Source organism: Nitrosopumilus cobalaminigenes (assembly GCF_013407145.1).
Classification (GTDB): domain Archaea; phylum Thermoproteota; class Nitrososphaeria; order Nitrososphaerales; family Nitrosopumilaceae; genus Nitrosopumilus; species Nitrosopumilus cobalaminigenes.
On record NZ_CP026993.1, the window covers coordinates 264,221 to 284,231 of the forward strand.

Genomic DNA, 20,011 nt, shown 5'->3' on the forward strand with positions numbered 1-20,011 from the left:
GATGACTTTTACTTTACCTCCAGGATTAGCACTCCAAAAAGTTGATGAGAGAATCATGACTCTTAATGTCGGACCACAACATCCAGGTTCTGGCCACATGAGAATTGTTGTACAAATTGACGGTGACTATATTGTTGCATGTGATCCTGATCCAGGATATGTCCATCGTGGAGAAGAAAAAATGGCAGAGTATAGAAATTACATTACTAATATTCCTCACTTAGAAAGACCTGTAATTCACGATTCATGTAATGTTCTATACCCATATGTTTTGGGAGCTGAAGAACTACTTGGAATTGAAGTTCCTGAACGTGCAAAGTATGTTAGAGTAATTGCATCAGAACTTAACCGATGTATCTACATTATGTACTGGCTTGCAATTTACGGAATCTTTTTGGGACATTCTACAATGTTTATGTGGCCTGCAGGAGACCGTGAACTCTTAATTGATTTAATGGAAAAAATGACTGGTGCAAGAGTAACACATGCACACTTTATTCCAGGTGGAGTTAGAAATGATTTACCACCAAACTTTGAAGATGTTTGTTTAAGACAAGTAAACTATTTTGAGAAACGTATCAAAGAATATGCTGCAGTCTTTTACGATAATCCTATTCTAATTTCAAGAACTCAAGATACTGGTGTTCTATCAAGAGAAGATGCAATTCGATATGGAACAACTGGTTCTGTGCTTCGTGCAAGTGGAGTCGATTATGATCTTAGAGTAAAGGAACCATATGATGTCTATGATGAATTAGACGTCCATACCAATGTAATGAAAGAAGGTGACTCTTATGCAAGATCCAGAATTCCATGGCTTGATATGTTAGAAAGTTGTAATATTATCAGACAAGCATTACAAAAAATGCCAAAGTCCGGCTCTGTTAGAACTAAACTAAAACCAAATCCAAAAACCAAAGGACTTGAATCTGTCTACAAACGTGTAGAATCCGGTAGAGGTTCACTTGGTTGCTATATTGTATCTGATGCTAAAACAGAACCATATAGAGTAAAGTTGAGTGTTCCTTCCTTTAGAAATCTCATTGCTTTACCAAATCTTCTAAAAGGTGAAAAGCTTGGTAACATGCCATCAGTTTACTGGAGTCTAAATTATTGGCCAGTGGAGGCAGACCGATAAATGTCCGTCATTGCACCAAATTTCAAACTAAGTGAGTTTATCAAATCATTACTTGATAATATTTTTTGGATTATCTTCCTTGTAGTTTTAATTGGTCTTCCAGCAATTATGATGATTCTATTTGTAATTGAAATGCCAGTAATTGATGGAGAATTACTTACACCGTTCCTTGCATTTACTTGGATGGCTGATCCTACACGTATTCTTCCAGTTGTTCAAGCATTCATGGCAACTGATATTTTTAGAGTTATGGCATTTCCAGGATTTGGATTTGCTGCATTAATCGCTGCTGGTACTATCTTTATTGAAAGAAAGATGCTTGCAAAATTACAATTAAGAGTTGGACCTTTCTACTGTGGAAAGTTTGAAGGTATTTTACAATTAATGGGAGATGGCTTAAAATTAATCTCAAAAGAAATTATTATTCCAGCAAAAGCTGACAAACCTATTTTCTGGGCAGCACCTGTATTGTTTGTTGCAACTGCAGCAGCATTTGTTGCGTTTATCCCTGTAGCACCTGGTTGGGTTGTTGCAGATGTAGAAATGGGATTACTTGGTGTCTTTGCAGTAATTGGATTTTTCCCAATCGTTACAATTCTTTCAGCATGGTCTGCAAACAGTAAATTCCCATTCATTGGTGGTATCAGAGCATTATTCCAAATGGTCTCATTTGAAATTCCATTAATTTTGTCTTTGTTGGGTGCTGTAATGTTAACTGGTTCTCTTAATTTATCTGAAATTGCAGCTAGTCAATCCAGTTTCCCATGGATTGTATTTTTGCCAATTGGTGCAATAGTATTTTTCATTACTATGTTAGCTGAATTAGAAAGAATTCCATTTGATCTTCCAGAGGCAGAAAGTGAAATTGTAGCTGGATGGCTAACTGAATTATCTGGAATGATGTATGGTCTTGTTCAATTAGGAACTTATCTCAAACTTTATGCGTTTGCAGGATTGTTTGTTGTTATTTTCCTTGGTGGATGGAATGGCCCAATGGTTGTACCTCCATTCCCAGAAGAATTACTTACGGGAGTTGAAATGGGCCCTGTGGTAGTTGGACCTTTCCCTGGATTGCCATTATTTGATCAAGAAATGCTTAATGGCGCACTATGGTTTGTATTGAAAACTGTCGCTGTCATATTCTTCATATTGTTACCTAGAGGTGTATTCCCAAGAATTAGAGTTGACATGTTATTGAATCTTGGATGGACCAAATTAATTGGACTAGCTTTCGTTAACATCTTTATTGCACTTGGCCTGCTTTACGCTGGAGTGCTAGGACCAGGAGGATTACAATAATGGGAACTGCAACTGGAATTATTCGTGCACTTAACTCTGGAATTAAACATATTGCTACTAAACGATTTACCCTTCGATATCCTGAAGAAAAATTAAAGTTTGTAGGTGATGGGTATCAATTTGATCCATCCACTGGTGTTGGTATTGCTGGATTAAAAGGACGCCATATGCTATTCCATGATCACTGTACTGGTTGCCAATTATGTTCAATTGCATGTGAAGGAGTTGCAGAAGCAATTGCAATGGTAAAGGTTCCAGAAGAACAAAAACAAAATAAAAAATCAATTATGCCACAAATCGATTATGGAAAATGTGTTTTTTGTGGTCTTTGTGTTGATGCATGTCCATTTTATGCACTTTACATGACAAATGATTATGAATTATCTTCCTTTTCAAAAGAAGGTCTGATTTACACTCCTGCGCAACTACAGGTAAAACCATATGTTGCACAGGATAGTGAAATCCAAATATCTGATAGAGGTGCAACACATGGCTGATGCTGCGTTTCTTGCACTAGCAGTAATTACAATTGGTTCTGCAATTGCAGCACTTGAAATGAGATCATTGATTTATGGTTCTATTGCTTTGATGGGAACTTTGGGTGGTGTTGCCGGATTCTTTTTCCTACTTGATGCTCCATTTGTTGCATTATTCCAAATAGCAGTTTATGTTGGCTCTATCGCTGTTTTGATTTTGTTTACTGTAATGTTAGTAAAGAGAGAATTAATCTTCAAAAAAATTGAAGACAAACGTAGAAAATTTGCAGGCATTGGTTTGATGCTTATTATTATGATTTCATTAGGTGCAGTGTTCTTAGATTCTGGTATCAAAACAATAACTACTGATGAACCTGCTGCTGACTTTAAAGACATAGGTGTTGACTTTGTAACCTATTATTGGCCTGCATTAATTCTGATGGGATTACTTTTAGCAGGTTCTGTTACTGGAGCATTAGTTTTAGCCAAACGTGAGGATGTGGAGAATGACCAACGAGCTAATTGATTTTACTTTAGTATCTGTTGCCTTACTCGGCATAGGAATCTATGGCCTTGCAGTAAAACGTAATTTTATCCGAATGTTGTTTGCAGTTGAAATTATTATCAATGCAGCAAACTTGAACATTGTTGCTTTTGGCAGATTCTTACCTCATAGTGGTGGCCAAACTATGGCATTGTTCTCCATAGCTATTGCGGCAGCAGAAGTTGCAGTTGGTTTATCATTAATCATTGTCGCTTACCGTATGTATCAGAATGTCGATATTGCAGACTTTAGGAGCTTGAAGGGATAATGGAATACGCATTATTACAGGCAGTTTTCTTACCACTACTCTTGTCTCCGGTAGCTTACATTATTGGAAGAAAAGTAGGACCAACTCCTGCAATGTGGTTTACATTTGCAATTCTATTGTATACTACAATACTTGTAATCAATGCAGCCCTATCTGGTACCGTAGAGGAACACTATCCATGGACTGAACAGTTCGGTGAATTTGGTCTCTTGTTAGATGGATTGGCATCACCATTTGCAATAATGATTTATGTTTTGTCTACCATATTGGCAATTTACTCAAAACCATACATGATTCATAAATTCCATGAGCAGTTTGAAGAAGAACAGAAAATCAACACATCAAGTGGTGGTCAATCATCTGTCATCGAATCATCATCCCTTACGAATTATGTTAATGCAAAATCTGGACTTTACTTTGCACTATACCTTGTCTTTGCAATGGGTATGCTTGGTACAGTTCTTTCAACTAATCTAATTGAATTTTACATCTTCTTTGAAGTAATGCTAATTCCTGGTTTCTTTTTGGTAGCACTTTGGGGTGATGGTCCTAGAAGAAAAATTGGTTTAATGTTCTTGTTCTGGACTCATGCAGGTGCAGTAGTTTTACTATTGGGCTTTTTGATGATTGGACTCACACTTGGAAGCTTTGACTTTGCAGATATCAGAGAATCTGAAATTCCTCCAGATATTGCAATGTATTCTGCAGTTGCAATTGCAATTGGACTTGGAGTTAAACTGGCAGTCTTTATGTTCCATGTTTGGCTACCCTACGTTCACGGTTCAGCACCCACACCAATCAGTGCGCTGTTATCTCCTGCCATGATCGGAATTGGTGCTTATGGTGTTTTCAGATTAATTGTAGAATTCTTACCATTGACATTTGCAGAACTATCAATTTGGTTACACATCTGGGGTCTTGTTACTATGATTTATGGTGGTGCAATGGCTTTGATGCAAGATGATCTAAAACGTTTGCTTGCTTATTCTAGTATTAGTCAGATGGGTTACATCCTGTTTGGTATTGGTTCGATATCTGTACTTGGTCTTGCCGGTGCAGAAATGATGTATGTAACACACGCAATTGGAAAAGGCATTCTGTTTATGATGGCTGGAATTATTATTGTTAAAGTAGGAACTAGAAGCATTTCAAAATTAGGTGGATTGGCAGGAAAGATGCCAATCACTGCAGTATGTGCGGTAATTGGTGCATTAACAATCATGGGAGTTCCACCAACAGGTGGTTTCATGGGCGAATGGCCTCTATTCTTTGGTGCTTTAGAGACTGCTATTGAAGAAGGTTCCACTGTTAGAGCAGTAACATTTGGTTTGGGTCTTGTTGCAACTGCACTTACAATGTCATACATGCTTTGGATGCTAAAACGTGTATTCTTTGGAAAAACTCCTGAACATCTTGAAAAAGTGAAGGAAGGAAGTTGGTACATGACAGCACCAATGATGGTTTTAGCAGGATTCTCAATTGTAGTTGGTATTTATCCAGATATTTTCTTGAAGACAATAATTCCGTACATGAGTGGAGTGTTGGGAGTATAGATTATGGCAACTGAAGCTTTTGGATTACCATTTGAAGTTGGAACACTTAGTGCATGGTTAGTTTGGATTTTACCATTTGCCGCTGCAATGATTATTCCTGGTGTTGGAAAATTATCAAAACATGCAACTGGATATGTTGCAGTTGCTTTTGCTTTAATGAGTGCATTATCTGCTGCCACAATGATTCCTGTAGCTTTGGAAGCACACGAAATGCATCATCAAATTATGTGGATAGAAGCACTTGGTCTTAAAGGCGGTGTTTTAGCAGATCCTCTTTCAATTATAATGGCAAATGTAGTCGGTTGGATTTCCTTCTTGATTATGATTTACAGTACTGGTTACATGAAAGGTGACAAAGACATTACAAGATTCTGGTTCTGGATGATGTTCTTTATTGGTTCAATGCAATTAATTGTATTATCTGACAACTTGTTACAAGTATTCTTTGGATGGGAAGGTGTCGGACTTGCATCTTATGCTTTGATCAGCTTTTGGTATCGTGATAAAAAGAAAGATCATGTTGGTGTTGAAGGTAGAACTGTTCTTGGTATGTTAGATTACTATGCACCAACACATGCCGGTATGAAGGCATTCATCATGACCAAAGTCGGTGATGTGATGATGATTGCAGGTATGCTTTTGATATTCTTGTATGCAGGTACATTTGGATTTAAAGAACTGATGGATTCTACTGATTGGGCAATTGCAATGCAAGCTGAGGGACTATTAGTTCCTGCATTCGTTTTGCTATTTGGTGGTGCTATCGGAAAGTCAGCCCAATTCCCACTAAACGAATGGTTGTTAGAAGCAATGACTGGTCCTACCGCAGTTTCTGCATTGATTCACGCAGCAACAATGGTAAAAGCAGGTGTCTTCTTGGTAGCAAGAATTGGTCCACTTGTGTTTGCATTAGGTGCTGCTGGAATTATGGCAGACCAGTTCTTTGAAATTATTGCTTGGGTTGGTGCAATTACTGCATTATTACTTGCAACACAAGGTATGGTTAATCCTGAAATTAAGAAAGTTCTTGCATATTCTACTGGTTCTCAAATTGGTTACATGATGATGGCATTAGGTGTTGCAGGATTATCTCACCAATATGTTGATGGTTACACTGCAGGATTCTTCCATTTAATTTCTCACGCAATGTTCAAGGCTTCATTATTCATGGCAGCAGGTTCTCTGTTGCATATTGTTGGTTCTAGATTTATGACCGATATGGGAGGTTTGAGAAAACAGATGAAGAAAACTTATGCATTCATGTGGGCTGCAGGTCTTGGCTTGATGGGTGCACCATTTATCACAACAGGTTTCTGGAGTAAGGATGCAATCTTTGCCGCAGTTTATACCTCTGGAAACGAATGGGCAATGCCACTTTACATCATCGCTGTACTAACTGCCGTTATCACTGCATTTTACACAACAAGAATGATTGGAATGGTCTTCTTTGGAAAGAAGAGCAAACATATCGAAAAGATGGAGGAAGAAGGACATCATATTCATGAAGCATCATTATCAATGTGGATTCCATATGGAATTCTTGCAGTACTTACTATTGGAATTGGACTTATTGGATTATCTACAGAACAAGGACTACATCATTTGTTTGAAGAATATCTTGAACACTCCTTTGGAATTCATTCTTCACATGCAGCAGATGAAGCATCAATCTTACCTGAATTCTTACAAGGACTTAATCCAGTTGCACTTGGTTCATCATTAGTAGCATTTGCTACAGGAATAGGACTAGGTTACATATTCTACATTGGAAGATGGGTTGATCCAATCAAGTTTGTTAATTCAAATATTTTCTTTTACTCTCTTCATAAACTCATCTTAAACAGATGGTACCTAAACGCAATAATCTACTGGTGCTTTGTAGTAGCCCCACTATGGTTGGCAAGAGGTGTATTCCGATACTTTGAAAAGACCGCTATCGATTACGGTATGAATGCTGGAGTCCAAAAAGCAGTTGGATGGAGTGCTAAAGTTGTACAAGGAACTCAAACCGGTGTCTCACAATCTTATCTATTCGTATTTGGAGCAGGATTACTATTCGTAGTCTTGATATTGTTGATATAGGAGAAATGATGAAATGTTAGAAATTAGTTCAACTCCATTGGTATTAATTGCAATTTTGGGAACGGTTGGAATTTTACTTCCAATCATTAGCATAGCAAGAAAAGAACAAGGATCAAATTCATTTTATGCAGTCATTGCATTTGCAGCATTAATTGTATCCATGGGATATGTTGGATACCAATTTTATACCGAAAACATTGCTTCTTCTGCATTATTTTCTGAAGACGTAATTGTTGATGATGCATTTGGTGGATTCTTTGCAATTGCAATGCTTATTGTCGCTATTTTCACAACTGTAGGCTCTTTCAATTATATGCGAAAGCATAACTCTCCTGCTGTTTACTATTCACTAATTTTACTTGCCACTATTGGTATGGTGCTAGTTGCCTATTCTACTGATTTGATTATGTTATTTGTTGCATGGGAACTCATGAGTATTCCAACTTACATTTTGGTCGGATACATGAAAAAGAACCCAAGTTCAAATGAAGCCGCTCTAAAATACTTCCTCTTTGGTGCACTATCTTCTGCAATAATTGTTTACGGAATTTCAATCTCTTATGGATTAACAGGTTCTACAAATATTGGAGAAGTCATACAAGGTTATTCAACACTTGATCCTTCTATGTTGCCACTTGCATTACTTTCAGTTGGAATGTTTATTGCAGGATTTGGATTTAAAATGGGACTTGTTCCATTCCATCAATGGTTACCTGATACTTATGAGGGAGCTCCGCCTGCAATCACCGCACTATTAGCTGCTGCAACAAAGAAAGCAGGATTTGCAGCAACAATTAGAATTGTAGTTCTTGGAATGGTAGTTCTAAATCTTGATTGGACGTTGGCACTTGGAATTATTGCAGTTATGACCATGACGATAGGAAATGTTGCGGCAATTATGCAAAAGAACATTTCAAGAATGTTGGCATATTCTAGTATAGCCCATGCAGGATACATTTTGATTGGACTTGCAGTAGCACCACATAGTTCTCTAGGATTACAAGGTTCTTTGTATCAAATTATGAATCACGCAGTCATGAAAGGTGCTGCCTTTATTGCAATTACAGGAATTGTAACCACTCTTGCAGTCACTCACATTGACAAATTAAAAGGACTTGGAAGAAGAATGCCAATTACTGCTTTAGGTTTAGTTATTGCTCTATTTGCACTCGCTGGAGTTCCACCACTTTCTGGATTCTGGAGTAAATTGATGTTATTTGGCAGTGCATTAGATGCATCTTCTGCATTATGGTGGGCACCATGGCTTGCAATTGCTGGTGTCCTTAACAGTGCATTATCTCTTGCATACTATGGTTGGATTACAAGAAAGATGTACTTTGAAGGAGAAACCGAAAAGAGGATTGCAGAACCAAAATCTATTATCGCTGTAATGATCTTCTCGACAATCTTCTTGGTAGGATTTGGTGTTTATCCAGAACCACTACTAAAGTTTGTAGAGTTTGCAACACCAGTAATTAGTTTAGGACTTATGCCTTAAACGAAGTAAATTTAATTAAATTATCTAGATTTATCTTTGCATCACTGTCTGGCACTTTTCTTAAACTAGATCTAGCTTTTTCTGAATATTCTTTTAGTAATTCTTCCATTTTGTTAAAAACATCTCTAGGATCAGAACTTTTCTTAATTAACAAATTGAATAGCTTATCTTCATTTTTCCAATCTAACAAATCATCTCTGATTTGGTATGCAATCCCAAGATTAATTCCATATTCGGATAATGCCTCAATTTGTTCTTCGCTCCCATTTGCAATTATCGCACCTGTTCTAGCTGCAACTTGAAATGCAGTAGCTGTTTTGTATTCAATTACTTTTAGATAATCATCAAATGTAACATCTTCACTAGTTTCTAATCTGCCTTCAATCATTTCTCCTTCACTCATGAGCATTGCAGTTGTAGCCAAATCTTTTGTTATTCTAGCATTGTCTAATCTAGATGATATTGCAAGAATCAACCCCAAAACAAAATCCCCTGTTAACACACTTGTATTGTATCCGTATTTTACATGAAATGGTTCTTTTTGTCTTCTCATGGTTTCTTCATCAATAATATCATCGTGGATAATTGATTCCATGTGGAGAAATTCAACAGCACATGATGCAGATAATACATTTTCATCAATTTTACCCACACTCTCAGCTGCTAAATTCAAAATAATAGGTCTAATTCGCTTCCCACCTTCAAGGGAATATTTTAGAGGTTCAATAAATTCAGATTCAGAATAAATTGCAAGTTCATTGTCCAACGCCTGATCTATTCGTTGAATGTACTTTCCATAGGTTTCAAGCAGAGGATTAATCTCGATATTTTTCCTGTCCAAGATGGGCCTGATCAAAAAACTTTCCCATAAGTAAATAAATCTTGGTGCTCCAGCCGGGATTTGAACCCGGGATCTTTGCCTTGAAAGGGCAAAATGCTTGACCGGTCTACACCACTGGAACCCATGAAAATTCTGCATTATCATCATAAAATCTTTTGTAAACCACAAAGATTTTTTTATTGGCAGTATTGGAGATGAATCATGAATATTATACAGAAAATTGATGAAATGATTGAAGAAAGAAGTTTACTAAAACATCCGTTTTACCAAATGTGGTCTGATGGAAAATTAACACAGGAATCTCTTGCAGGTTATTCAAAAGAATATTTTCAACTTGTAAAATCTGTTCCTTCTTTCATGACTCCAATTATTGCAAAGTCTCCAGAGTCAGTAGTTGGTGAATTAGTTGAAAACCAACAAGAAGAATCTGATCATATTAAACCATGGATTGCTTTTGCTGGAGAACTAGGAATTCCTGAAGATGAATTAATTTCATATTCTGGAACAGCTAAAACACAAAAAGCTGTATCTGATTTGAATCAACTAATGGATACTTTTGATGGAGGGGCATGTGCAATGTATGCCTTTGAAAAAGAAATTCCTAAAATCAGTCAAACAAAACTTGATGGATTGGCTGAATTCTATGGAATGACAAGTAATGAAGCTACAGAATATTTCAAACTTCATACTGAAGCTGACATTAGACATGCTGCATCCTGGAGAAATATCCTTGAAAAATCCTCCGTTGACTCTAGCAACTTAATTGAAATTGCAGACAAATCAATTTCAGCACAAAATTTGTTGCTTGATAGTTGTTACAAAGAATACTGTTAATCTCATAACATTTTATACCTGAGAAAAAATTCCTTTGCTTAGGGCCCGTAACTCAGCTTGGTAGAGTAACCGGCTCATAACCGGTGAGCCAAGGGATCGAAGCCCTTCGGGCCCATTATTTTCAATTAGTTTTAAAATGAGCCCATTCAAAATTATTTGGCCGCAATGAAGAATCAGAGTTATATCTGAATTGATGATTGGAAGGCATTTGACTGAGCTGCCAAAATTTACTTGTTGATTTGTTTTTTCACTTTTTCTAATATGTCTTCGCCAATTAGATTTTGTTCAAACAAGGCTTCTGTGATTTGTAAAATGTTTAGAATTGAATGCATTTTCACTCCTAATTCTAAAAGTGCTTCATCAGCTCCCTCCATTCTATTTACAATAACATATGCGTCTTTTACTGAAATGTTAACTTCTTTTAGAGATTTCACTGCATTTACAACTGAACCTCCTGTTGTAGCTACATCATCAATCATAACGACTTTCATATTGTCGTGGATTTTTCCTTCTACAGACTTTGATGTACCATAATCTTTTGGTTTGCTTCTGACATAGATTAGTGGTTTGACTGTTTCAATTGCTAGTGCAGATGCAATTACTAAACCTCCTGTTGGAACTGAGACAATTGAATCAAAATTATCTAATCCAACATCTTCACCAATCTGATTTTCAAGATATTTTACCATTTTTCTAAATTCAATAGGATAACTTGGTACTAATCTTAAATCTACATAATACGAACTGTGTTTTCCACTTGCTAGTGTAAAATCACCGAATTTTATAATGCCTTTTTGATGCAAAAATGTTGCAAACTCTTTTACAAATTCCATACAAAAGTTAACTACACTGGATTTATTTTGTTTTGTATTGAGTGATAATTATGCCTGAAATTTGGTTAAATTATGGAATTACAGATGTAGTTTTGGATATAAAGGCAGAAAATCTTGAGCAAAAAATTGATTCTGAAGGCAAAATTTTAGATGATTCCGCGATCAATGAAAAACTAAACACTCTTGATTTGTCAAAACCTATGGAACTTGTAGTATTACATAATTCTAAAACTATTCTAAAAATCATCTCTTCCTTGTTTACTCTATGTGAACAAAAATCTAAACCATTCCCAAAAATATTAACTGATAAAAAAATTCTCAATCTGGTAAAGTCTGGATTACCTGAAGGAAGTTCAATCAATGAATTTGATGATGTTGGTATTGAAAACTCTAATCTTGTATTTATGGGAGAGATGGAATTTAATGGATTATTTGGATATGAGACTATTTCTACACGTCTAATCAAAAAATTTGGTCAAGAATCAATGCTTGCAGCATATGCTAAAAGACAAGGAAATATTCCAACTCCAGGACAATATTCTGAAAGTCTAACTGAAGCAAAAAAATTTACTGATAATTTTGAAATTCAAGGAATTGAAATAGTTGCAAATTCAGAAGGCATTTTAGATTTTACCATTGGTCATCCTTCAGAAACAACATCTTCAACAAAAATTTTGGAATCTAATTCTATCAAAGATGTAGGTGAACATAAAACAATGGTGATTAGTACTGGAAAAGATGCAAGTAATGACAACCTTGGAAATTCATTTTCTTCTCTTTGGAATTGCTCTAATGCTATCAAAAAAGATGGTCTTGCTATCTTGGTTGCAGAATGTAAGGGTGGATTAGGATCTGATGCTCTACAACAATACATTGAAGATAGATTAACCATTGAACAATTAAAAAATCCTACCAAGTACATTAACGGAATGGAGGATTTGTTATTCCTCTCTGAAATACAAAAGAAATTCCAAGTTGGCCTAGTTTCAATTTTACCTGAATTTTACGCAAAAAAACTCAACATGGTTTCTATGCAAGGGATAAAATATTCTATGGATTATATTCTCAAAACTCAAGGTGCACGACAAAAAGTTGCAGTAGTAACTGATGGCGCTAGATTATTGTTAAGGTAAAATCCCTGGCAAAAAACTTGATGGCAGTGGTGCACACAAAACTGCTAACACAATTATTCCAATGTATGCAATTTTTCTATTTCTTGATAGTGGTGAGACATCATCTAATGGAGATGCACTAGGATTTCTCGAACTCATGAAGAGAATCAAAAGTGCCATTAACCAATAGTTCAGCAAAACAAGAATTAGCATACTTCCATAGGTTGCATATTTGTGAATCTTTACACCAAGTAATGTTCTTGCCATATGCCCACCATCCAATTGCCATGCTGGAAGTAAATTCAAAAATGTGATCAAAAATCCAATCCACGCGGCAAACATTACGGGAGTTAGAATTACTTCATGACCTGTTCCACCTTTACCAAATAATGCTAAACTAGCACTCATGAGTAAAGGCTCACCTTGATTCCATTCAATTAATTTAGATTCTTCAAATAACCCTGCTGCAATTTCTGGATCTAAAACTGGTGCAGTATATGCGCCATAAATTGAAACTATGACTGCAATTACCAAACCTGCAATAGGACCTGCAATTGCAACATCAAATAAAATTTCTCGATTAATTGTTAATCCTTTTGACTGAATAAATGCACCAAATGTCGGAATGCCAATTACTGGAAGTCCTGGAATAAAATAAGGCCAAGTCGTTTTTAGTCCATGTGCTTTTGCTGCAACAATGTGACCAAGTTCATGAACGCCTAAAATTCCTAATAATGATAGAGTGTAAACTGCTGCCATTTCAAGAGGATCGCCAATCTCTACAATTGAATTTGTACCTGATGTTCTATAGTATCCGTCAATCATTACAAATGAAATAACTATTGCAAACAATATTCTTGGAGTCCATGAAGTACTCATCCATTTTCTTTGTTTTTTTGGAGAAAATTTTTGAATAATTACATAAAGACCCTCATCCTCCATCTTTTCTAATTTACAAACATAACTCATATTTTCTAATTTTCTTGCTAAACTCTCAAACTTTGATTTAAAATCAGTGTCATCTATTTGAAACTCTAGTGAAAATTCAGTTTTTGTAAAGTCACTCACCTGGAAAATCGAATTAACTATAGAAATTATCTCTTCTTGTGAGGGGTCGTCCACTCTTTAAGACTAGATTTTTCCATTAAATGGTCTTTTGGTTTAAAATTAAATATTGACAATATCATATACTATCATGCAAGTAATTCTTCGACAATTGGGGGATTGTAATATTAGAAGAGCAGAACCAAGCGATCTAATCTCTGTCATGGAAATAAATCTAAAAACTCTACCTGAACATTATTCTGATTATTTCTATGAAAGCTTACTTTCTGAACTACCTGAAGCTTTCTTAGTGGCTGAAATTGGAAGAAAACATGTTGGATACATTATGTGTAAAACTGAATTTGGGTTTTCAAATTTTAAGAAATTAGGTTTTGTCAAAAAAGGTCATGTTGTTTCAATTGCGGTAGTTGAAGAACACAGAAAAAAAGGTATTGGAAATGCACTAGTTGAAGAATCAGTTAATGGTGTAAAATTACGAAAATGTGATGAATTCTATTTAGAAGTACGATGTAGTAATACTGAGGCTGTTCGATTATATGAAAAACAAGGATTTGTAATTCGACAACAACTAAACGCCTATTATCGAGATGGCGAAGATGCATATCTTATGGCTATTGAATTACAATAGTTCAAACCAATAAATAACTCACAAAAAATTCCTCGCCATGGACAAACGAAAAGGAATGGGCATTACAATTTTTGTACTTTGTATTGGTGGCTTTTTCCTTTATGCATATTTGTTGATGTTGTCTGAATGGAGTCCAATTGTATTACAATTATCAGTATTGATGATTGCTGGAGGAATTTTGGGAGTAGTTGCATGGATTGGATATGTAATGGCAACAACAAAACCATCCCCTGCTTCAATAACCTCTGACGATTAATTCATTTAGAAATTTTTACATCTACAACTGTTTGATAGTATCTTGGACCAACTGCTCGTACAATTTTTGAATCTAAAATTTCTGATTTTACAGGTGTAACACTAAGATAATGTTCTTCAGAGAGTTTTCCAGCATCTGTTTTTTTATCTGCATGAATATGTGAATAATAATGAATGATCCCTCCATTTTTTGTTGTATCTATTGCAGATTGTAAAAATTCATCAGATCTTTCTGGCAACAACATCAATGTTCTATCTGATTTGTCTATTAATTGCTCTCTAACAATCTCAGAAGCATCACCGTTGATGGAAATTACCTTTCCTGTAAGTTTGTTTAGTTCAATATTGGTCTCACATAATTTTGAAGCCACTGGATTGATATCTAGACTATACACTGTACATTCCTTTTTCTTTGCAGCCATGATGGAAAACATGCCAATTCCCGCAAACATGTTTGTCATTATTTCGCCATTTTGAATCAAATTTGCAATTCTCTCCCTTTCAGTAGATAATCTGGGTGAAAAAAACGCATTTTTTACATCTACCCTGAATCTACATCCAAATTCTTTGTATTCCGTTTCAGTATTGTCTTCCCCCGCAAGAATTTCTAGATCTCGCGTTCTAAAATTCCCCTCTACGGCTGAAGCTTGATAAAACACGCTTCTTACAATTTTTACCTCATCTAACAAGGCTTGTCCTATAATTTTCTTTTTTGAAAGCAAAGAATCTGGAATTCTAACAATAATTATTTCGCCTATCTGGTCAAACGCTGAAATTAATTCATCACTTTCTTTTTCTGTAAGCACATTTTCTAGTGCTTTTTTTAACATTCGAGTCAATGCTTGTAATAGAAGTTTCCAGTTGTTTTTTGATCCTTATCTAATCTACTTTCTAATTTATTTACACGTGGTCTTAGACTTTTTTCATCTCTTCTAAACGACATGTCTAGTGATTTTAGAAATCTGTTCATGGCATCAGCCTTTGGCATTGGTGATGTTGCTTTACCTGCAGCACCCGACTCTCCTTCAAATATTACCATTGTGTCTGAAACTAAATCCATTAATTGTAAATCATGATCAATTATGATTGCGGATTTTCCAAAAGAGCGAACAAATTTTTGTAAGAACTTTGCAACTGCAATTCTATCCTCTACATCCAAAAATGCTGAAGGTTCATCTAATGCATACAAATCAACTTTTTGTAACAGGCATGATGCAACTGCTATTTTTTGAAGTTCTCCTCCGGAAAGATTTTTGATAGATTTATTGTAGAGTTTTTTAATTTTTAATGGATCAAGAATTTGTTCTTCTTCCATACTTCCTTCTACTGGATCTCCATTTGCTTTATCTAGAACTGAAATTACTTCCACGTCAAGATCATTTTGAAGATATTGCGGTTTGTAAGCAATCTTAATTTTTTTATCCACACTACCAGAATCTGGTTTTTCAACACCAGCTATCATTTTCATCATTGTAGTTTTACCTAGTGCATTTGCACCCATTATACCCACAACCTCTCCTTTTCTTACCCTTCCAGGCTCAATTTCTACTGAAAATGAAGGATATTTTTTTACTAATTTTGGATATGAAACAATATCGCTACCTTCTTGGAAAATGTCTGTAGTTGAAGATGATACGTCCATTGAAAATTTCTTATCTCTAAATCTTACATTTTCAGTTGGTAAATATCCATCTAAAAACACATTGATTCCAATTTTGGTTGATAAAATATTTGAAACAATTCCATATGCTGTTGGTTCACCATACAATACCTCTATGTAATCACTTAGAAAATCTAATAATGTTAAATCATGTTCTACTACCATCACACTTTTTCCTATCTTTGCTAAATTTTGTATAACTCGTGCAACTCCTGTTCTTTGAAAAACATCGTTGTAAGATGATGGTTCATCGAAAAAATAAAATTCTGTATCTTTTGATGCAGATGCAGCAACTGCAATTCTTTGTAATTCACCACCACTTAATTCCTTCAAACTCTGTTCCATTGAATTTTCTAATCCTAATTCTTTGATTAGTTCTCTTGAAACTCCTCGTTCATCATATTTGTCAAGAAGTTCTTTTCCGGTACCATCAAATGCTTGAGCAATATGATGGACTTGTTGTGGTTTAATTGATGCACGAATTTGATTTTGTTTAATTTTTTCAAAATGTTGTTTTAATTCAGTTCCACTATAATGTTTTAAAATTTCATCCCATTCAGGAGGATTTTCATATCTGCCCAAATTTGGTTTAAGATTCCCTGACAGAATATTTACAACAGTACTTTTACCCATTCCATTTCTTCCTAATAATCCTACAACTTCACCTTTCTTTGGTGTAGGCAATTTGTAAAGTCTAAATGAGTTCATTCCATATTGATGAATTTTGTCAGTAGCTAATTCACTTGCTAGATTCACAATTGTAATTGCATCAAATGGACATACTTTGACACAAATTCCACAACCATTACAAATGTCTTCATCAATCTGGGCTTTCTTTGACTCTTCGTTGATAGTAACACATTCTGAGCCTGATTTATTGACTGGACAGTATTTGATACACTCTAGGCCACATTTTTGTGGTTGACACAGATCTTGATCTAAAACGGCTACTCTATGAGTCATGTTGTAAACCGGTATTTTCTTTGCTTTATACCTATTTTGAGCATATTTCAAATCTGGCGTTACGTTAATAGATGAGAATTTGACATCAATTTTCAAGCCGGCCATAGCGTTAGGGTGCGACCCAATCCCGTTCCGAACTTGGAAGTCAAACCTGATGTCGCTGTTGTGCTACTAAGATGCGAGAGCTCTTGGGAAGCAACAGTGCTGGCATTTTCTACTTTACAATCAATCTTTTAATATTCAATTAATTGGATTGATGTGAATTAAATGCCTAATTGTAGTGTTTGTGGAGAACTATGTGACAATGATATTAGATTGTTAAATCACATGATGGAAAAACATGGTTGGAGAAATCCAAATGTTGGAACTCCTGATAGAAATAGTCGTGGTTACTAACTCTACAAATTTTGTAAATAATCTAAAATTAATCTTACACCAAAGCCTGTAGCACCTTTTGGATTGTATGATTTTTCTTTTGTAGCTCCCTGCGTCCATGCAACTCCTGCTATATCGATATGTGTCCAAGGTGTTTTTTCAATTGCATTTTTTAAAAATGCAGCAGCAGTAATTGTTCCAGCTGCTCTTCCAATACCTACATTTTTCATATCTGCAACATCTGATTTTATCATATCCATATAGTCTTGATTCAATGGTAGCTCCCAAACTTCTTCAGTTGTTCTTTTAGAAGAATCGTTGATTTTCTTTGTTAGTTTTTCATCATTTGATATAATTGCTGCTACATTGGTTCCAAGTGCTACAATACATGCACCTGTAAGAGTGGCAAAATCAATAATTGCCTTTGGAGAATAATGTTTTTCTCCATATGATAAAGCATCAGCTAAAATCAATCTACCTTCTGCATCTGTATTTAGAATTTCAGCAGTTTTTCCACTGTATAGTTTTATGATATCTCCAGGTCTATATGATTCTCCACCTGGCATATTTTCAACTGAAGGAACAATCCCTACAACATTGATTGGTAACTTTAGTTCAGAAATTGATTTCATTATACCTAGAACTGTACAACCTCCACATTTGTCAAATTTCATTTCATCCATGGCTGCACCAGGTTTTAATGAAATGCCACCTGTGTCAAATGTTACTGCTTTTCCTACAAGAACAGTTGGTTTGTCATTTTTTCTACCACCATTATGTTCAAGAATAATCAATTTTGGGTGATTACTACTTCCTTGACCTACTGCTGATATTCCTCCAAATCCTCTCTTCTTTAATTCAGGCTCTGAAATAATATTACATTTCATTTTATTTTTCTTTGACATACTTTTTGCAAAGTTAGCTAATGTAGTAGGGGTACATTCGTTTGGAGGCAAATTGGCAATATTTTTTGTAAATATTACTCCATCTGCAACAATTTCAGCTGTTTTGATAGCTTTTGAAATTTTATTTGATTTTGAAACAATGATGGTGAGATTTGGTGAAGTTTCTATTTTTTCGGTCTTGAATTTTTCAAATTTGTAGAGAGCCATTTTTGCACCTTCAATGATCTGAGACACTGAAGAAATTGGTTCAATAACAAAACTTGGAGGAGATATAATTGAAAATTCAGATAGTTTTAACTCCCTTGCTTTTTGAGCAATTTTTCCTGAGACAAATCTAATGGTATCTTTTGTTAGATTTTCTTTTTTTCCTATGCCTGCAAGCAGGACTCTTTGTATGGGTTTTCCAGGTATTGGAACTAGACTAAGTTTTCCTAATTTCCCTTCCATATCTTTTAGAGACTGGTTAATTGCCAATGTAGTTTTAGTGTCAAATTTTGGTAATCCTAGAACTTTGTTTGAATTTTCTAATACAAATCCACACAGAAGACTCGTTTTCTTTTTTGTAGAACTTTGAGTTTTAATTTTCATAATGAAATTCTCTTTTTTGAAGTATTATTTAGATTTATTATAGATCTATTGTCTTACTATTCGTAATTAGACTTGCTGATCTTACAAAAACTGCTTTGACTGTTTTGCAATCATACTCACACCCATCATTAATTTTTGACATTGATGATTTTTTTGTTTTTGTAGATAAAATTGATTTTATTAATGGCAGTAAAGCGGCTCTTCCTCCACAAGCTCGTTTTTTATTAATAAACCAAAACATTTCCAATGCCGATTCATCTAAAATGTCATTTCTAATTTTTTCCCCAAATTCTGAATAATGTCCTACCATTGCAATTTTACCTCTAGCAAAAAAATTAATTGCACTTGCAAATTTCATACACAAATAACATTGATTATCAAACAATACGATGGGAAAATTTTCTTTTATTTCCATAACAATACATAGAAACGATCAAATTAAAATTTTACAAACTTAATACCTGAAATCTATTTTGATAATTTATGACATTAATTGTAGATAGTCATGATTCTAGTCATAATAAAACTGGAGAATTCCCTTGTGTTTCATGTCATACTGATTGTTGTAAAGAATATGTGATATTTGTAAATGCTCATGATGTTTACAGATTGTCTAAAGGATTACAAATGGCTCCTGAAAAATTCTTAGAAATTTATGGTGCAAAAGATTATTCTCTTGGAATAAATCTGGAAGAAGGTTTGATTGATCTTGCCTTGAAACAAAAAAATGGTGGATGTCAATTCCTTGAAGAAACCAAAGATGTTTTTAGATGCACAGTTAATGATTTCAAGCCTGGAGTGTGCAAATCATATCCTTTTGCAATGAAAAATGGAAAATTAATTCAGATGGATAAGATAATGTGTCCCGTAGATTGGGATCTTGCCGAATTTGAGAAAATGATGGTAACTCATCTTAAAAAAGATGAATTTGAGTGGAAGTTCTATGATGAACTTGTTAAGGAATGGAATGCAAAACATGGGGAAAAAAAGTCTCTGTCTGAGTTTTTGAAATTTATGTTGGATAAAGTAGAATCTTCTTTATTCTCTTGAGAATTTGATTTGTATTTTTAAGATCTCACACGTTATAATTTTCA

The 20,011-nt window shown here is 34.9% G+C and carries 21 protein-coding genes, 2 tRNA genes and 1 rRNA gene; 16 read left to right on the top strand and 8 right to left on the bottom strand.

Annotation, left to right across the window (positions count from 1 at the left end; genetic code table 11):
* Position 1: 1 nt before the first annotated feature.
* The 8 genes from C5F47_RS01525 to C5F47_RS01560 are packed head-to-tail and all read left to right on the top strand — an operon-like array spanning position 2 to position 8,858.
* Entirely contained in the window at positions 2-1,138 is a 1,137-nt protein-coding gene (locus C5F47_RS01525) for an NADH-quinone oxidoreductase subunit D (RefSeq protein ID WP_179361162.1), read from the top strand.
* Positions 1,139-2,437 (top strand): NADH-quinone oxidoreductase subunit NuoH, encoded by a 1,299-nt coding sequence (gene nuoH, locus C5F47_RS01530; RefSeq protein WP_179361163.1) that lies wholly within the window; start codon positions 1,139-1,141, stop codon positions 2,435-2,437.
* Positions 2,437-2,934 (top strand): NADH-quinone oxidoreductase subunit I, encoded by a 498-nt coding sequence (locus C5F47_RS01535; RefSeq protein WP_014964445.1) that lies wholly within the window; start codon positions 2,437-2,439, stop codon positions 2,932-2,934. Before nuoH ends, C5F47_RS01535 begins: the two co-directional genes overlap by 1 nt.
* The gene (locus C5F47_RS01540) at positions 2,927-3,439 is read left to right on the top strand and encodes an NADH-quinone oxidoreductase subunit J family protein (RefSeq protein WP_179361164.1); all 513 of its coding nucleotides are present in this window, start codon (positions 2,927-2,929) and stop codon (positions 3,437-3,439) included. Before C5F47_RS01535 ends, C5F47_RS01540 begins: the two co-directional genes overlap by 8 nt.
* A complete protein-coding gene (gene nuoK, locus C5F47_RS01545) occupies positions 3,420-3,725 on the top strand; it encodes an NADH-quinone oxidoreductase subunit NuoK (protein ID WP_179361165.1) in 306 nt (101 codons plus the stop codon). The genes C5F47_RS01540 and nuoK overlap by 20 nt, the downstream gene beginning before the upstream one ends.
* Positions 3,725-5,278 carry a complex I subunit 4 family protein gene (locus C5F47_RS01550; protein ID WP_179361166.1) on the top strand — a complete coding sequence of 518 codons (1,554 nt, stop codon included), beginning with the start codon at positions 3,725-3,727 and terminating at the stop codon, positions 5,276-5,278. The genes nuoK and C5F47_RS01550 overlap by 1 nt, the downstream gene beginning before the upstream one ends.
* 3 nt (positions 5,279-5,281) lie before the next feature.
* A complete protein-coding gene (locus C5F47_RS01555; RefSeq protein ID WP_179361167.1) occupies positions 5,282-7,360 on the top strand; it encodes an NADH-quinone oxidoreductase subunit 5 family protein in 2,079 nt (692 codons plus the stop codon).
* 13 nt (positions 7,361-7,373) lie between these two features.
* Entirely contained in the window at positions 7,374-8,858 is a 1,485-nt protein-coding gene (locus C5F47_RS01560; RefSeq protein ID WP_179361168.1) for an NADH-quinone oxidoreductase subunit N, read from the top strand.
* Here C5F47_RS01560 and C5F47_RS01565 read toward each other — a convergent pair.
* Both C5F47_RS01565 and C5F47_RS01570 read right to left on the bottom strand, forming a co-directional pair.
* Positions 8,848-9,624 (bottom strand): polyprenyl synthetase family protein, encoded by a 777-nt coding sequence (locus C5F47_RS01565; RefSeq protein ID WP_246271147.1) that lies wholly within the window; start codon positions 9,622-9,624, stop codon positions 8,848-8,850. The two genes, C5F47_RS01560 and C5F47_RS01565, sit on opposite strands and share 11 nt — an antisense overlap.
* A gap of 117 nt (positions 9,625-9,741) precedes the next feature.
* Positions 9,742-9,820: transfer RNA gene (locus tag C5F47_RS01570), tRNA-Glu, on the bottom strand.
* An 80-nt stretch (positions 9,821-9,900) separates the two neighbouring features.
* Between C5F47_RS01570 and C5F47_RS01575 the strand changes: the two genes are divergently transcribed.
* Both C5F47_RS01575 and C5F47_RS01580 read left to right on the top strand, forming a co-directional pair.
* Positions 9,901-10,533, top strand: coding sequence for an iron-containing redox enzyme family protein (locus C5F47_RS01575; protein WP_179361170.1), 633 nt, complete (start codon positions 9,901-9,903; stop codon positions 10,531-10,533).
* Positions 10,534-10,574: 41 nt separating this feature from the next.
* Positions 10,575-10,648 (top strand) — tRNA-Ile (locus C5F47_RS01580).
* Positions 10,649-10,760: 112 nt separating this feature from the next.
* Here the strand turns inward: C5F47_RS01580 and pyrE are convergent.
* A complete protein-coding gene (gene pyrE / locus C5F47_RS01585; protein WP_179361171.1) occupies positions 10,761-11,366 on the bottom strand; it encodes an orotate phosphoribosyltransferase in 606 nt (201 codons plus the stop codon).
* A 50-nt stretch (positions 11,367-11,416) separates the two neighbouring features.
* On the opposite strand from pyrE, the gene C5F47_RS01590 reads away from it, so the two are divergent.
* On the top strand, positions 11,417-12,499 hold the full coding sequence (locus C5F47_RS01590; protein ID WP_179361172.1) for a nickel-dependent lactate racemase family protein: 1,083 nt from the start codon (positions 11,417-11,419) through the stop codon (positions 12,497-12,499).
* Here C5F47_RS01590 and C5F47_RS01595 read toward each other — a convergent pair.
* Positions 12,491-13,600, bottom strand: coding sequence for a site-2 protease family protein (locus C5F47_RS01595; RefSeq protein WP_179361173.1), 1,110 nt, complete (start codon positions 13,598-13,600; stop codon positions 12,491-12,493). The two genes, C5F47_RS01590 and C5F47_RS01595, sit on opposite strands and share 9 nt — an antisense overlap.
* A gap of 73 nt (positions 13,601-13,673) precedes the next feature.
* Here C5F47_RS01595 and rimI point away from each other — a divergent pair, with 73 nt between their 5' ends.
* Both rimI and C5F47_RS01605 read left to right on the top strand, forming a co-directional pair.
* Entirely contained in the window at positions 13,674-14,171 is a 498-nt protein-coding gene (gene rimI / locus C5F47_RS01600) for a ribosomal protein S18-alanine N-acetyltransferase (RefSeq protein WP_179361174.1), read from the top strand.
* Positions 14,172-14,208: 37 nt separating this feature from the next.
* Positions 14,209-14,427: a hypothetical protein gene (locus C5F47_RS01605; RefSeq protein WP_012214676.1), complete on the top strand. Its 219-nt coding sequence runs from the start codon at positions 14,209-14,211 to the stop codon at positions 14,425-14,427.
* 1 nt (position 14,428) lies between these two features.
* Here C5F47_RS01605 and C5F47_RS01610 read toward each other — a convergent pair whose 3' ends face one another.
* Both C5F47_RS01610 and C5F47_RS01615 read right to left on the bottom strand, forming a co-directional pair.
* A complete protein-coding gene (locus C5F47_RS01610; protein ID WP_179361747.1) occupies positions 14,429-15,256 on the bottom strand; it encodes a class I SAM-dependent methyltransferase in 828 nt (275 codons plus the stop codon).
* 5 nt (positions 15,257-15,261) lie between these two features.
* A complete protein-coding gene (locus C5F47_RS01615; protein ID WP_179361175.1) occupies positions 15,262-17,049 on the bottom strand; it encodes a ribosome biogenesis/translation initiation ATPase RLI in 1,788 nt (595 codons plus the stop codon).
* Between the two features lie 93 nt (positions 17,050-17,142).
* Here C5F47_RS01615 and rrf point away from each other — a divergent pair.
* Positions 17,143-17,262: ribosomal RNA gene (gene rrf, locus C5F47_RS01620) — 5S ribosomal RNA — on the top strand.
* A 54-nt stretch (positions 17,263-17,316) separates the two neighbouring features.
* Positions 17,317-17,445 (top strand): hypothetical protein, encoded by a 129-nt coding sequence (locus C5F47_RS09705; protein WP_281361085.1) that lies wholly within the window; start codon positions 17,317-17,319, stop codon positions 17,443-17,445.
* Between the two features lie 2 nt (positions 17,446-17,447).
* On the opposite strand, the gene C5F47_RS01625 is transcribed toward C5F47_RS09705, so the two are convergent.
* Positions 17,448-18,917, bottom strand: a complete 1,470-nt coding sequence (locus tag C5F47_RS01625) for a leucyl aminopeptidase (RefSeq protein ID WP_179361176.1) — start codon at positions 18,915-18,917, stop codon at positions 17,448-17,450.
* A gap of 37 nt (positions 18,918-18,954) precedes the next feature.
* On the bottom strand, positions 18,955-19,332 hold the full coding sequence (locus C5F47_RS01630; RefSeq protein ID WP_179361177.1) for a hypothetical protein: 378 nt from the start codon (positions 19,330-19,332) through the stop codon (positions 18,955-18,957).
* A 68-nt stretch (positions 19,333-19,400) separates the two neighbouring features.
* Between C5F47_RS01630 and C5F47_RS01635 the strand changes: the two genes are divergently transcribed.
* Positions 19,401-19,967 carry a YkgJ family cysteine cluster protein gene (locus C5F47_RS01635; protein WP_179361178.1) on the top strand — a complete coding sequence of 189 codons (567 nt, stop codon included), beginning with the start codon at positions 19,401-19,403 and terminating at the stop codon, positions 19,965-19,967.
* Positions 19,968-20,011: the final 44 nt, after the last annotated feature.

Excerpts from the sequence above, each read along its gene's own strand:
- pyrE (WP_179361171.1), bottom strand. The coding sequence starts at position 11,366 with ATGGAATTTGTAAAAGAGTTTGCAACATTTTTGCATCAAAAAGGCATT.
- C5F47_RS01625 (WP_179361176.1), bottom strand. The coding sequence starts at position 18,917 with ATGAAAATTAAAACTCAAAGTTCTACAAAAAAGAAAACGAGTCTTCTG.
- C5F47_RS01550 (WP_179361166.1), top strand. The coding sequence starts at position 3,725 with ATGGAATACGCATTATTACAGGCAGTTTTCTTACCACTACTCTTGTCT.
- C5F47_RS01590 (WP_179361172.1), top strand. The coding sequence starts at position 11,417 with ATGCCTGAAATTTGGTTAAATTATGGAATTACAGATGTAGTTTTGGAT.
- C5F47_RS01560 (WP_179361168.1), top strand. The coding sequence starts at position 7,374 with ATGTTAGAAATTAGTTCAACTCCATTGGTATTAATTGCAATTTTGGGA.
- C5F47_RS09705 (WP_281361085.1), top strand. The coding sequence starts at position 17,317 with ATGCCTAATTGTAGTGTTTGTGGAGAACTATGTGACAATGATATTAGA.
- C5F47_RS01535 (WP_014964445.1), top strand. The coding sequence starts at position 2,437 with ATGGGAACTGCAACTGGAATTATTCGTGCACTTAACTCTGGAATTAAA.
- C5F47_RS01635 (WP_179361178.1), top strand. The coding sequence starts at position 19,401 with ATGACATTAATTGTAGATAGTCATGATTCTAGTCATAATAAAACTGGA.
- C5F47_RS01615 (WP_179361175.1), bottom strand. The coding sequence starts at position 17,049 with ATGACTCATAGAGTAGCCGTTTTAGATCAAGATCTGTGTCAACCACAA.
- nuoK (WP_179361165.1), top strand. The coding sequence starts at position 3,420 with ATGACCAACGAGCTAATTGATTTTACTTTAGTATCTGTTGCCTTACTC.
- C5F47_RS01525 (WP_179361162.1), top strand. The coding sequence starts at position 2 with ATGACTTTTACTTTACCTCCAGGATTAGCACTCCAAAAAGTTGATGAG.
- C5F47_RS01540 (WP_179361164.1), top strand. The coding sequence starts at position 2,927 with ATGGCTGATGCTGCGTTTCTTGCACTAGCAGTAATTACAATTGGTTCT.
- C5F47_RS01630 (WP_179361177.1), bottom strand. The coding sequence starts at position 19,332 with ATGGAAATAAAAGAAAATTTTCCCATCGTATTGTTTGATAATCAATGT.
- C5F47_RS01610 (WP_179361747.1), bottom strand. The coding sequence starts at position 15,256 with ATGTTAAAAAAAGCACTAGAAAATGTGCTTACAGAAAAAGAAAGTGAT.
- rimI (WP_179361174.1), top strand. The coding sequence starts at position 13,674 with ATGCAAGTAATTCTTCGACAATTGGGGGATTGTAATATTAGAAGAGCA.
- C5F47_RS01575 (WP_179361170.1), top strand. The coding sequence starts at position 9,901 with ATGAATATTATACAGAAAATTGATGAAATGATTGAAGAAAGAAGTTTA.
- nuoH (WP_179361163.1), top strand. The coding sequence starts at position 1,139 with ATGTCCGTCATTGCACCAAATTTCAAACTAAGTGAGTTTATCAAATCA.
- C5F47_RS01555 (WP_179361167.1), top strand. The coding sequence starts at position 5,282 with ATGGCAACTGAAGCTTTTGGATTACCATTTGAAGTTGGAACACTTAGT.
- C5F47_RS01605 (WP_012214676.1), top strand. The coding sequence starts at position 14,209 with ATGGACAAACGAAAAGGAATGGGCATTACAATTTTTGTACTTTGTATT.